The sequence below is a fragment of the Erythrobacter sp. S249 genome (assembly GCF_057364975.1).
On sequence record NZ_CP200287.1, the window covers coordinates 310,129 to 322,413 of the forward strand.

Sequence of the window (12,285 nt, forward strand, 5' to 3'; positions counted from 1 at the left end):
TGGCTGAGCCCCAAACTTCCCGCTTAGCTTCCTTTAAGGAGACGCTCATGCGCTTTGCGCCCGCTGCCGCTGCACTTTCGCTCGTTTTTACTGTTTCTGCGAGCGTCATTAGCGCGCAGGATTACGAGCCTGATGCACGTGCAGCCGCTCTTGTGGCGCAAGGACAAGCCGCGCTGAAGGCTAACGATCCGCAAGCCGCGATTGATGCCTATGAGGCCGCATTGGCGGTTGATCCGGGCTATGTCGGGGTATTTATCGAGCTGGCAAATGTGGCCCGCTTTGAAGGGCTGCAAGGCAAAGCAATCCGTTATTACCGCGAGGCATTGGTGCGCGATCCTGGCAACTTTGCGGCTATGTCGGGCGAGGGCGAGGCACTGGTAGAGAAGGGGGCGCTGGAGAAAGCGAAGCTCAACTTGGCGCAGCTGCGCAGCTTATGCGGCGCGAATTGCCCAGAAACGCTGGCGCTGCAGACCAGCATCGCAACCGGCACTCAGGCGCGGCTCGCGGCGGAAACGGCCGTTGTTGGAGACGGCGTCGCGCAAAATTGAGCGTCACGGCGCTAAATTAGCGGCGTAAACTCTTCCACCAAGGCTGCGTATACATCGCGTTTGAAGGATACGATCAGTTCCGGCAATTGCGCAGGGTCGATCCATTTAAAGCATTCAAATTCCGCCGGTTCGTGCGCGTTTAGGTTGATATCAGCCTCGCTGCCCAAAAACCGGCCAAGGAACCAATGCTGTTCCTGTCCGCGATATTTGCCCTTCCACACCTTGCCGAGCAATTCAGGTGGCAGATCATAGCGGTGCGTGGTCGCTGAGCGTGCGATCACCTCGACCAGTGCCGCGTCAATGCCCGTTTCCTCCTCCAGCTCACGCAGAGCGGCCTGCTGCTCGTCCTCGCCTTTATCAATCCCGCCCTGCGGCATTTGCCATGCGCCAAGGGTCTTGGGATCGCGGTTGGCATCAATCCGCTGACCCACAAAGACATGGCCATCGGAGTTTACCAACATAAAGCCAGCACAGGGACGATAGGGTAGATTGCTCATGTGGAGGCTCCTGCAAGCATATATTTCATGGCGGCGATGATCCGCTCCAGATCGGCTTGAGCGCTGGGCACGGCACCGCGTAGATTGGTGAAGGAATGCGTGACGCCTTTGACCTCGATCAGCATATGATCTGCGCCTGCCTGTGACAGGGCAGCGCTGTACTCCCGACCGGAATCGCGGATCGGATCGAGGCTGGCAGTGACCAAAACCGTTGGCGGGGCGGCGCTGTGATCACCGAGAATGGGGAAGGCGCGCGGGTCATTGCGGTTTGGCTGGTATTGCGCGTCGAAGAACTCGACGGCGGCCTTGGTAAGTACATAACCGATCGCAAATTCCTCAATGCTGGCCGATCCTATTGCGTCGCTCGCCAGCGGGAAGATCGGCACTTGCAGGACCACCGGAACATCGGCGGGGTTTGCGGCCAATTGCTGGCCCATAACGATTGCGGCGTTGCCTCCAGCGCTATCGCCAATCGTGATCAGGCCTGTCGGTGTGAGTCCAAGTTCTGACGGAGCCGCCGCAACCCAACGCGTTGCCGCCTCGCAATCCTCAATCGCTGCGGGGAAAGGGGCCTCTGGCGCGCGGCGATAATCCACGGCCATGACGGGCAAATCCATCAGATGCGCGATTTCCGTGCAGAGATTGTGGTGGGTGTCGAGATCGCCAATCACATAGCCGCCGCCGTGATAGAACATAATCACTGGGCCAGCCTCGCGGGTCGCTCGCGCATCATACAACCGCAGGTCGATATCGCCCGCCGGACCGGTGCAGGTGAGATCGCGGATCACCGCCAGGTCACGCGCGGGTCTATCTGCCATAGCATGCAGCGCGCCATAGCCAGCGCGCGCTTCCTCAAGTGTCATGTCGGCAATGGCCGGGCCGTTTGCGGCTGCCAATGCGTCCAGGAATGCCTTCATATCGGCACGGATAAACGGTGCGGTTGCACTCATAGTGATGTCTCGTCCCAAACTTTGTCAGGTCTTGCGTTAGTCTGCTCTGCGCGGCTTTTCCACTCGCAAACAAGATGTTCTATCGGTAAAGTCAGAACATAAAGAGGGGATGGGGTCAGTGATAAGATATATAGAAGGCGGAACAGTCCAATACGCGACCGAGGAAAACCGGCTGCTCCTGCGAGAAAACCCTGAAATCAGCTTAATGGCGAGGGTTTTTGGCGGGCTTGGCGGCGTTGCGTTCTTGTCAGTTGCCGTCCTGTTTTGGTCGATGGAGGTGAACAATGCCGATGAATTTACCCCATGGCTCAGGATTATTCTGTGCGCCGGATTGGCCGGTATAGCCGTCATCTTGGCGAAAGGATCTCTATCCCCCCGAAAATCGATTGAAGAAGTTGATTTGGATGCAAACGCGCGTGAGCTGCGGGTGAGTAAGATCACTCCTGATGGGAATGCCAAGCTTCGCCATACGGTGCCGTTTAAGGACATCAAACGGTTCTATGCCGGATCGGAAGGCAGCGCCGAACTGCACGAAACAGGCAGCACCGTTCTCTACATGGAAGGCGAGGGCGGGCCAAAAAATGGCGCCTTGATGGTTGGCAGTGTCATGGAACTGGAACTGCAAGCGCGAAATTTGAACAAATTGCTGAATGCCCCGGTATCAGCGAGCGGGGCGAAAAGTGAGGCGCCGGGATCTTCCGCGCCACGGGGCCAAGGTTTCGGCAGAAAAGGCGCATAATTGGATAATCTTACACACTCTCTAGTCGGCGCATTGCTGGGCCAGGCGGGGCTTAAGAAGAAAACTGGGCTCGCAATGCCCGCGCTCATCATCGGGGCGAACTTGCCCGACGTGGATGCGGCGTGCTTTTTCTGGCTTGACGGGCAGGAGCACCTCGGATTTCGCCGCGGCATTACGCACGGCCCGCCCGCATTGGTGCTGCTGCCGCTGATACTGGCGGGGCTGCTATGGGGATTTGACCGATGGCAGGAAAAACGCGGCAAACGGCCAGAGGGTCGCCGCCCGGTCAGCTTCAAATGGCTTTTCCTGCTGAGTTTTATCGGCTGCCTGACGCACCCAGCGCTAGATTGGCTCAATGTCTATGGCATCCGCTTGCTTGAGCCGTTCTCCTCACAATGGTTCTATGGCGATACCTTATTCATCATCGATGCGTGGCTGTGGGCGCTGATGGGCTTTGCCACTTGGTTTTCATTGCGGCGCGAGAAGAAGGGCGGGGATTGGATCAAGCCAGCACGCGTAGCGATAGCGGTGGCGCTCGCGTATATTGGGCTGAATGGGGCGATAACTTCCACCGTTGAGTCTCGATTGGCGAAGACCCATCGAAGCGCGATAGCTAGTCCAATCCCTCTTACATTTTGGGAGCGGGAGGAGATCGTTGGGACTCCCTATGATTTGCGATCGCGTTTGAAGAGCAACATTACTGGTCAATACTGGATCGATGGTCTCGGGGTCGGCGATGAGAATGTTTGGGTCACCTGCTACGATTTTATACAAGAACCCATTGATAGCGAAGCACGCGCATTCATGTTTTGGTCGCGCACTCCCTTTGCCGAACGCATGGAGGATGGCAGTATAGTCTTGCGAGATGCACGATTCTATGACCCGCTCTCTCGGGATCGTTTCACTGTCGAACTTAATGACGTCGCCTGCGATTTGAAGCTTTCGAAAGGAAGCGGCCCTGAGTAGATATTCATCCTGAACTTGTTTCAGGATAACAGTCAGACCCACGTAAAAAATCCGGACTTTGCGATGGATGCTGAAACAAGTTCAGCATGACGACGTTGGTAGTTCACACCCGTACAGGCTGAGCCCGTCGAAGCCCTGTCCTTCTTGTAAGAAAAACGGACGTGAAGAAACGCAGCCCTTCGACAAGCTCAGGGCGAACGGAGGTAGTTGGTGAGTTCCCCACAAATCGTCTGGCTTAGGCGCGATCTGCGTATGGCCGACAATCCCGCTCTGTATGCAGCGGCGCAGCAAGGCCCCGTCATCGCCGTCTATGTGCTCGATGATGATTGCGCGAAGGGCCATGCCTATGGCGGGGCATCGCGTTGGTGGCTGCATCACTCGCTGGAGAGCCTGTCGAAATCGCTTGGGTCGCGCAATGCGCGGCTGATCCTGCGGCGCGGCGATGCGGTGGAGGAGCTGGCCAAGCTAGCCGAGGAAATCGGCGCTGAGACTGTCCATGCCAATCGCCATTACGAGCCTTGGTGGCGCAAGTCGCAGGGCGCGCTGAGCGAAAAGCTCGACCTCCAGCTGTATGATGGCAATTATCTAATGCCGCCGGGATCGATCACGACCGGCTCTGGCACGCAGTACAAGATCTACACACCGTTTTCCAAAGCGAGCTTGGCGCAATTCCCGCCGCGCGACGCTTTGCCAGAGCCAGAGACCTTGTCTTCGCCAGATGAATGGCCCGCCAGCGATAGGCTCAAAGATTGGCACCTACTGCCGACCAAGCCTGATTGGGCTGGCGGGATGCGGGCGTTTTGGGGCGTTGGCGAGGCGGCTGCGCATGAGCGGCTCGCATGGTGGGAGAACCACGTCGAGGATTACGATGAGGCTCGCAATCTCCCCTCGGTAGAGAAGACATCGCAGCTGTCCCCGCATTTGCACTTTGGCGAGATTTCTCCAGTGCAGATCTGGCATGCACTGAAGCATAAGCGTTCCGACGGGTGGCGGACCTATGAGAAAGAGTTGATCTGGCGCGATTACGCGCAAAACGCGATTGCGCAATTTCCCGCCTATGCCAGCACGAATTACCGCGAGGATTATGACAAGCTGAAATGGCGCGATCCGCATTCTGACAAGGCCGCCGCGCGCGATCTCAAAGCCTGGCAGCAGGGCAAGACCGGCTACCCAATTGTCGATGCCGGGATGCGGCAATTGTATCAGACCGGATGGATGCACAACCGCGTGCGGATGATCACCGCCAGCTTCCTAATCAAGCACTTACTGATCGATTGGCGCGAGGGCGAGAAGTGGTTCTGGGATACACTGGTCGATGCCGATTACGCCTCTAACGCGACCAATTGGCAATGGACCGCAGGGACGGGCGTCGATTCCAACATGTTCGTGCGGATCATGGCGCCGCTCAGCCAGTCCGAGAAGTTCGACAGCGCGGCCTATATTCGCGAATATGTGCCGGAGCTGGCCGATCTGAGCGAGCCGTACATTCACGATCCTGAGGAGCATGGCTGTTTGCCCAAAGCTTATCCTGCAAAAATCATTGGTCACAAGGAAGCGCGCGAGCGGGCGCTGTCGGCGTATAAGGCGATGAAGGGCGAATAGAGAAACGCTTTGTGCCATTCGCACCCTTGTCCTTAGCCGGGTCATCCTACTAAGGTTGCGGTTCGAAACCAGTTTGAAGGCAGGGCACAAATGACGATTACAAAGACACTACTCAGTGGGATTGCTGCGCTTGCGATTGCCGGATGCTCGGCGAGCTATAGCGGCCCGGTGGAGACCACCGCCGCGGCTCTCGAACCAGTGCAGTTAGTCACTCCGCCAGTGCGTGATCCGTCTGAGCTGCAAGTGCTGTTTTGGGACAATGAGACCCGATCTGCGCGCTTCCGGGAAATGGAAAGCTGGTTTGCGGGCCATGAAGTGCCTGCCTCTGCCAATCCCAGCGAGCTTCCCGAGGGAGCGCCTCTACCGACCGAACTCCAAGCTGAAATTCGCGAATTGATGACGCAGTCGGGTGCTTCTGGTGTGATGGTCATCAAGAATGGGACAACACGCTTTGAGGGCTATGGCCTCGACTTGGGTGCAGAAGACCGCTGGACCAGTTTCTCCGTCGCCAAGAGTTTCACCTCGACCTTGCTAGCTGCAGCCATTGCCGATGGCTTTATTGGCAGTTTGGATGATCCCATCACGCAATATGTGCCAGGGCTGGCAGGGTCATCGTATGACGGCGTGACCGTAAAGCAGCTCGCCACCATGACCAGCGGTGTCGACTGGAATGAAAGCTACACCGATCCAAGCAGCGACGTGGCGCAGATGAACCGTTTCGTGCTTGAATATGGCGCAGACGCGATCGTTGCCCAGATGAAGGAATTGGGCCGCGCGGCAGAGCCGGGCACGAAATGGAATTACAGCACGGGCGAGACGAACTTGATCGGCATGGTGGTCGAGAATGCTATCGGACTGCCACTTGCCGAATATGCGCAAACCAAGATCGTCGAGCCCGCTGGCTTTGAAGGCGGATTGTTCTGGATGACGGATCCGCGCGGCGGCAACATTGGTGGGTGCTGTCTCTCGCTACGCCTGCGCGACTATGCGCGGATGGGTCAGTTCGTGCTTGATGGCGGCGAGGATGTGGTGCCGGAAGGCTGGTTTGCCGATGCAGGCGCGCCGCAAGTCGATTTTGGAAACGGCGGCTTTGGATATGGCTACCAATGGTGGACTTATCCCGGTGGCAATTACGGAGCCCAAGGCATCTTTGGACAGTCCATCACCCTTGTTCCATCTGAACAGCTGGTGCTGGCAGTCGTCAGCAACTGGCCAACAGCAACCAGCGGCGAATACCGCACCAAATGGGGCGGTATCGCAGCCAAGATTGCAGCAATCGATTGAGCGCTAGGCGCCGCGATTACCGGCGGTAGACGCCAGTCTCGCTATAGCGTTGCAGGATGTTGTCATGCACGATCGGACTGAGCAACTCGTTAAAAGCGCAGCCGACGACGCAATTGTCCCACCACACAACTTCGCATTGCAGCGATTCAAGCCCGGGTAGGGTTAGCCAGCACATTTGGCCTTCGTGCATGCGATTGATCGATGCGGCAGAGAAGCCAGAGATCGACAGATCGTGGACGACAGATTGAAACGCGCGGCCACCCGACGCCCGCAAAGTTGCCGGGATCGTGAGCTTTGTGCGCGGTGAGCAGCGGTCTTCTTGCGCTGCCAATGTGTAACGGTCGTGTTCGGTCTGCATGGGATGCGTACCCTCATATCCAATCAGCTTGTGGTCTCTTGCCGGTCGGTCTTGATTGGCAAATTCACCGCCTAACGTTAAGGGCGCGTTGCCGAACATGGTTACCAGATATTTACCAGAGGCGCGATGCAGATGATGCGGGCAAGCGGAAGTCCGCACGCAAAAGCATGCTTATCAAATGATTTGAGATGTTTGAGGGCGTTGCCGCCTTAGTCTACGCGTTCGCGGTGACCTGTCTCAAAGTCCTTGGTCAGTAACGCTAAAATCCGATCAGCGACCACTTCGGGTTCTTTCACGGTTTCCGGATTCTCACCGGGATAGGCCCGTGCGCGCATTTCTGTCCGAGTCGCACCGGGATCCAGGATAGCCACGCGGGTGTTGCCGAGTTTCTCGACTTCCGCTCCGTAGCTGAGCAGCAGATTGTCAAACGCCGCCTTGGTCGAGCCGTACGCGCCCCAGAATGGGCGAGGGCCCGCGCCAACGCTGCTGGTGAGGCCGATAATGCGGCCTGCTTCGGATTTCTTCAGCAAGTGGTCAAACGAGGCGAGCAGGGCCTGCGTCGCGACGACATTGGTCACCAGCGCCTTGTTATAGAGCTTCGGATCAATCTGAGTGACTGGTGACAGCTCTGGGAGGTAGGCAGCTGAAATAATGAGATAATCTAGAGCATCCCAGCGGCCGCCAATGGCGCCAGCGAGGCGCGTGACAGCGTCTGCCTCGGTCAAATCCACCGGGGCAATCGTCGATGTGCCGCCGGCGTCGTGGATTGCATCCTCTATCGCTTCGAGCGCCTTCACCTTGCGCGCGACCAAAATTACATGCGCACCCGCCGCGGCCAGAGCCTGCGCTGTTGCCGCGCCAATACCCCTGCTAGCGCCCGTGATAAGCGCGGTTTTACCGCTCAGCGGCTTGTCCTGTGTCATGTGGTTCTACGCCGCTTTGTGGTCGGTGAATGGCAGTTGGGCTGGCTCATGCTCGCCCATATCAAGGTCGGTGAGCGTCGTTGGGTAGTCACCGGTGAAGCATGCGTCGCAGAATTGCGGACAGGCTTTGTCGCGTCCCTTGGCCCCCACCGCGCGGTACAGACCGTCAATCGAGATAAAGGCGAGGCTATCGGCCTTAATGAAATCGCGCATCGCCTCCAGCTCCATGCGGGCTGCGAGCAGTTTGGAGCGCTCCGGAGTGTCGACCCCGTAGAAACAGCTGTGTGCCGTGGGCGGGCTGGCGACGCGGAAATGCACTTCGCTTGCACCGGCTTCGCGCATCATCTCGACTATGCGCAGACTAGTGGTGCCGCGCACAATCGAATCGTCGATCAGCACGATCTTTTTGCCTTCAACCAAACCGCGATTGGCGTTGTGCTTGCGCTTCACGCTTGCATGACGCGCCGTATCGGATGGCTGAATGAAGGTGCGCCCTACGTAGTGGGAGCGAATGATACCGAGCTCAAAAGGTAGGCCTGAGGCCTGCGCATAGCCGATTGCCGCTGGCACGCCGCTGTCTGGTACGGGGATCACGAGATCGACATCGCAGGACGATTCTTTGGCCAATTCAGCGCCGATGGCCTTGCGCGCCTCATAGACGCTGTGCCCGGCGAAAATGCTGTCTGGGCGGCTGAAATAGACATGTTCAAAGATGCACGGGCGCGGTTTGTGATCGCCAAATGGGCGGATCGGTTTAATTTCTCCAGAAAAATCAACCTGGATCATCTCGCCTGGCTCAACCTCTCGGATCAATTCTGCGCCGACGACATCAAACGCCACGCTTTCGCTGGCAAAGACGACGGCGTCGCCCATTTTGCCCATCACCAACGGGCGAATGCCTAGCGGATCGCGGCAAGCAATCATGCCCTCTGGAGTCATTACTATCAGAGCGTAAGCGCCCTCGACCAGTCGCAGTGCATCGATCAACCGGTCCGCCACCGTGGGATAGCGCGAGGTCGCAACCAAGTGGATGATCACCTCGGTGTCCGAGGTGGATTGGAAGATCGAACCGCGTCCAACGAGGTCCTTACGTAGCGCCTGAGCGTTAGAAATATTGCCGTTATGCGCCACGGCGAAGCCGCCGCTTGCCAGCTCCGCATAGAGCGGCTGAACATTGCGCAGGCCGGAGCCACCAGTGGTCGAATAGCGCACGTGCCCCGCCGCCATTCCGCCGGGAAGTTCGTCAATTGCTTCTTGCGTAGAGAAATTCTCCGCCACTTGGCCTTGGCCACGCCGCGAGAAAAAGGTTTCGCCATCGAAGCTGGTGATGCCAACGGCCTCTTGCCCGCGGTGTTGCAGTGCATGAAGACCCAGAGCCGTGGCGGCCGCAGCGTCGGAGGCATTGATCGCTCCGAAGATGCCACACTCCTCGCGCAGGGTGTCACCGTCTTCATCGTGAAAGGGGTGCGTGAAATTCATCGCTGATCCTGCCTAAAGCGCCGCTGCTGGATGGGGGCCTCAATGACGATGTTACAGCTCAATTACAAGCGATAAGGCGGCACCTTCACCGGCCTTTTTCACACAAGCGCGTGCCCGCCATACATTGCGCCGCCGCCGCAGCACGCTTACAGGCTTGGTTAAGCCTCAATTGATCAGAGCTTTAATCACTTTGTTTCTAACGCCTTTTGAATGGATGATCGCCAAACGCTACCTCTTGCCGGGCAAGGGGGAGGCTTTCATTGCGCTCGTCGCCGGGATATCGGTGGGCGTGGTGATGCTGAGCGTCGCCATGCTGGTCGTCGTGATGAGCGTGATGAACGGGTTCCGCGCAGAATTGCTCGACAAGATCACGGGACTGAATGGCCACGCGATTGTGCAGGCTTACAATGATGATCTGGGCGATTGGCAAAGCGTACTGGAGGATGTGCGCGCGACACCTGGCGTGGTTGATGCCTCTCCGCTGATTGAAAAACCGCTGATGGCCTCCTTGAATGGCCGGGTGAACCTGATCTTCGTGCGCGGCAACACAGCTGAAGATATCGAGGGACTGGCGGGAACGGTAGTTCAGGGCGATATCAGAGACTTAATCCCTGGTGAGCGCCGCATCGCCATCGGCTCCCGTTTGGCGCAGAACATTGGCGCGCGGGTTGGCGACAGCCTGACGATAATCAATCCGCAAGGGCGCACGACGCCGTTCGGTACTTCAATCCGGCAAGTGGATTACGAGGTCGTCACGATCTTCGAGGCTGGCATTTACGACTATGATGAGACCTTTGTGATCATGCCAATCGCCAATGCTCAGCAATTGCTGCTGATGGGCGATAAGATCGGGATGATCGAGGTGACGGTAGAGGACCCGGACAAAGTCGGCTCCATCTTAGCTCCGGTGCAGGAAAAGCTGGCCGGACGTGCGGTCGTATCGGATTGGCAGACGATCAATTCGGCCCTGTTTGAGGCTTTGCAGGTCGAACGCGTTGCGATGTTCTTTGCGCTTAGCTTCATGGTGCTGGTGGCCGCTTTTAACATTCTTTCGAGTCTGGTGATGCTGGTCCGCGCGAAAACGCGCGACATTGCAATTATGCGCACGATGGGAGCGACCCGGCGCAGCTTGCTGAAGATATTTGTGACCACCGGCTCTACGGTGGGAGTGATAGGGACCGCCGCTGGATTGGTGCTGGGCTTCATTATCCTCTATTTCCGCGGGCCGATTGTGACATTCATTGCTTGGTCCACCGGGCAGCAGATTTGGGACCCAGAGGTTCGCTTCCTTTCGACCCTGCCATCGCGCACGGACCCATGGGAAGTGGCGGGCATTGTCGCCTTGGCGCTGATCCTAAGCTTCCTCGCGACGCTGTATCCCGCGCTAAAAGCCTCCAGCACAGATCCGGTTCAGGTACTGCGCTATGAGTAATTCCAGCGTTACACCAATTGCCTCGCTTAAGGGACTGAAGCGCAGCTTCACCCAGGGCGAGCAAACCATTGAGGTTCTGCGCGGCGTTGATCTCGACATTATGCCGGGCGAGATCGTCGCACTCCTAGGCCCATCCGGCTCTGGCAAATCGACCATGTTGCAAGCGGTTGGGCTGCTTGAAGGCGGATTTGAGGGCTCAATCGCGATTGCCGGGACCGAGGCGAGCAAATTGCCAGCGGACCAGCGCACCGCTTTGCGGCGTGATCACCTCGGGTTTGTATATCAATTCCACCATTTGCTGCCCGATTTTGACGCGCGCGAGAATGTGGTGATGCCGCAGATGATCTCTGGTCAGGAACGCGGCGCAGCTGAGGCGCGCGCCGATAGCCTGCTAAGCTCACTCGGCCTTGAGCACCGTCTTACCCACCGGCCCAGCCAACTTTCTGGCGGTGAGCAGCAACGCGTTGCCGTTGCGCGGGCGCTAGCGAACCAACCGACCTTGGTGTTGGCGGATGAACCCACCGGAAACTTGGACGAAACCACTTCTGACCGCGTATTGGGTCAATTCCTAGAGCTGGTGCGCGGCGAAGGCAGTGCGGCTCTGGTTGCGACACACAATGAACGTTTGGCTGCCCGGATGGACCGTGTGGTGAGGTTGCATGATGGAGTTCTCGAATGACCACTATCGCTGATTTCAAAGTGACCACCAATCGCGGCGAGGAATTGGACCTTGCCGATAAGAAGGGGCAGGTCTTGCTCGTCGTCAACACCGCCAGCAAATGCGGCTTTACCCCGCAATATGATGGCCTGGAGGCGGTCTTTCAGAAATACAAAGACCAAGGCTTTGAAGTGCTTGGCTTTCCCTGCAATCAGTTCGGCGCTCAGGAACCCGGCAATGCCGAGGAAATCCAAGAGTTTTGCAAACTCAACTTTGGCGTGACCTTCCCGCTGATGGAGAAGGTCGATGTCAATGGCTCTGACGCGTCGCCGCTATTCGACTGGATGAAGAAGGAAGCGCGCGGAGTGATGGGCACGACCGCGATCAAGTGGAATTTCACGAAATTCCTGATCGACCGGGAGGGCAATGTCGTTAAGCGCTATGGCTCCTCGGACAAGCCAGAGTCCATCGCGAAAGACATCGAAAAGCTGCTGTAAAGCGGCCTATTTCCAGTGCCAGCGAAGCGGTTTTGTAGGCTGGCGCACCAGCAGACCCTTGGCCTCCAGATCAAGCTGCACGGTCTTGGCCCACCAACCGCAGGTTTTGCCTTGAGGGAAGAGTGCGTCGCTCAAATGCGGTTTGACGGCCTCTCGAGTTTCGTCCTGCGTCAGGCCCGGAGATGATCGCGGCAGGGCCTGCTCGAAGGCCTCGCGCATGTCGTCGTATTTCGCGGCATTGACGCGCGATGTGCGTCCCGGAATGTTGACGTTTTCAATCTCGATCTTGTCGCTCATTTTCACCTCCTGCGTCCGATATTAGCTTGCCCCCAGCTTTTCCCCAAGCGGGCGG

General features: G+C 57.7%; 14 protein-coding genes. 8 read left to right on the top strand and 6 right to left on the bottom strand.

Translation table 11 applies throughout. The features are described from left to right. Positions 1-47: 47 nt before the first annotated feature. The gene (locus tag AC0V6V_RS01470; protein WP_486163715.1) at positions 48-548 is read left to right on the top strand and encodes a tetratricopeptide repeat protein; all 501 of its coding nucleotides are present in this window, start codon (positions 48-50) and stop codon (positions 546-548) included. 11 nt (positions 549-559) lie between these two features. On the opposite strand, the gene AC0V6V_RS01475 is transcribed toward AC0V6V_RS01470, so the two are convergent. Beyond that, positions 560-1,045 carry an RNA pyrophosphohydrolase gene (locus AC0V6V_RS01475; RefSeq protein WP_486163716.1) on the bottom strand — a complete coding sequence of 162 codons (486 nt, stop codon included), beginning with the start codon at positions 1,043-1,045 and terminating at the stop codon, positions 560-562. After that, positions 1,042-1,995, bottom strand: coding sequence for an alpha/beta hydrolase (locus tag AC0V6V_RS01480; protein ID WP_486163717.1), 954 nt, complete (start codon positions 1,993-1,995; stop codon positions 1,042-1,044). The genes AC0V6V_RS01475 and AC0V6V_RS01480 overlap by 4 nt, the downstream gene beginning before the upstream one ends. Before the next feature lie 277 nt (positions 1,996-2,272). Here AC0V6V_RS01480 and AC0V6V_RS01485 point away from each other — a divergent pair, with 277 nt between their 5' ends. The 4 genes from AC0V6V_RS01485 to AC0V6V_RS01500 all read left to right on the top strand — a co-directional run bounded on the left by AC0V6V_RS01485 (position 2,273) and on the right by AC0V6V_RS01500 (position 6,586). Continuing rightward, positions 2,273-2,734, top strand: a complete 462-nt coding sequence (locus AC0V6V_RS01485) for a hypothetical protein (protein WP_486166159.1) — start codon at positions 2,273-2,275, stop codon at positions 2,732-2,734. Beyond that, positions 2,735-3,700: a metal-dependent hydrolase gene (locus AC0V6V_RS01490; protein WP_486163719.1), complete on the top strand. Its 966-nt coding sequence runs from the start codon at positions 2,735-2,737 to the stop codon at positions 3,698-3,700. A gap of 210 nt (positions 3,701-3,910) precedes the next feature. Beyond that, positions 3,911-5,302, top strand: coding sequence for a cryptochrome/photolyase family protein (locus AC0V6V_RS01495; RefSeq protein ID WP_486163720.1), 1,392 nt, complete (start codon positions 3,911-3,913; stop codon positions 5,300-5,302). A 90-nt stretch (positions 5,303-5,392) separates the two neighbouring features. Further along, on the top strand, positions 5,393-6,586 hold the full coding sequence (locus AC0V6V_RS01500) for a serine hydrolase domain-containing protein (protein WP_486163721.1): 1,194 nt from the start codon (positions 5,393-5,395) through the stop codon (positions 6,584-6,586). 16 nt (positions 6,587-6,602) lie between these two features. Here the strand turns inward: AC0V6V_RS01500 and AC0V6V_RS01505 are convergent, their stop codons facing one another. The 3 genes from AC0V6V_RS01505 to purF all read right to left on the bottom strand — a co-directional run bounded on the left by AC0V6V_RS01505 (position 6,603) and on the right by purF (position 9,346). After that, positions 6,603-6,944: a PilZ domain-containing protein gene (locus AC0V6V_RS01505; protein ID WP_472645173.1), complete on the bottom strand. Its 342-nt coding sequence runs from the start codon at positions 6,942-6,944 to the stop codon at positions 6,603-6,605. Between the two features lie 209 nt (positions 6,945-7,153). Next, positions 7,154-7,867, bottom strand: coding sequence for an SDR family NAD(P)-dependent oxidoreductase (locus tag AC0V6V_RS01510; RefSeq protein WP_486163722.1), 714 nt, complete (start codon positions 7,865-7,867; stop codon positions 7,154-7,156). Between the two features lie 6 nt (positions 7,868-7,873). Further along, complete coding sequence (gene purF / locus AC0V6V_RS01515; protein WP_486163723.1) at positions 7,874-9,346, bottom strand: amidophosphoribosyltransferase; 1,473 nt, start codon at positions 9,344-9,346, stop codon at positions 7,874-7,876. Between the two features lie 214 nt (positions 9,347-9,560). On the opposite strand from purF, the gene AC0V6V_RS01520 reads away from it, so the two are divergent. Genes AC0V6V_RS01520 through AC0V6V_RS01530 form a run of 3 tightly spaced genes read left to right on the top strand, consistent with a single transcriptional unit; the run spans position 9,561 to position 11,933 of the window. Further along, positions 9,561-10,778 carry a lipoprotein-releasing ABC transporter permease subunit gene (locus AC0V6V_RS01520; protein ID WP_486163724.1) on the top strand — a complete coding sequence of 406 codons (1,218 nt, stop codon included), beginning with the start codon at positions 9,561-9,563 and terminating at the stop codon, positions 10,776-10,778. Next, a complete protein-coding gene (locus tag AC0V6V_RS01525; protein WP_486163725.1) occupies positions 10,771-11,457 on the top strand; it encodes an ABC transporter ATP-binding protein in 687 nt (228 codons plus the stop codon). Before AC0V6V_RS01520 ends, AC0V6V_RS01525 begins: the two co-directional genes overlap by 8 nt. Then, positions 11,454-11,933 (top strand): glutathione peroxidase, encoded by a 480-nt coding sequence (locus AC0V6V_RS01530; protein WP_486163726.1) that lies wholly within the window; start codon positions 11,454-11,456, stop codon positions 11,931-11,933. The genes AC0V6V_RS01525 and AC0V6V_RS01530 overlap by 4 nt, the downstream gene beginning before the upstream one ends. 6 nt (positions 11,934-11,939) lie before the next feature. On the opposite strand, the gene AC0V6V_RS01535 is transcribed toward AC0V6V_RS01530, so the two are convergent. Beyond that, complete coding sequence (locus AC0V6V_RS01535) at positions 11,940-12,230, bottom strand: DUF6958 family protein (RefSeq protein ID WP_486163727.1); 291 nt, start codon at positions 12,228-12,230, stop codon at positions 11,940-11,942. Between the last annotated feature and the right edge of the window lie 55 nt (positions 12,231-12,285).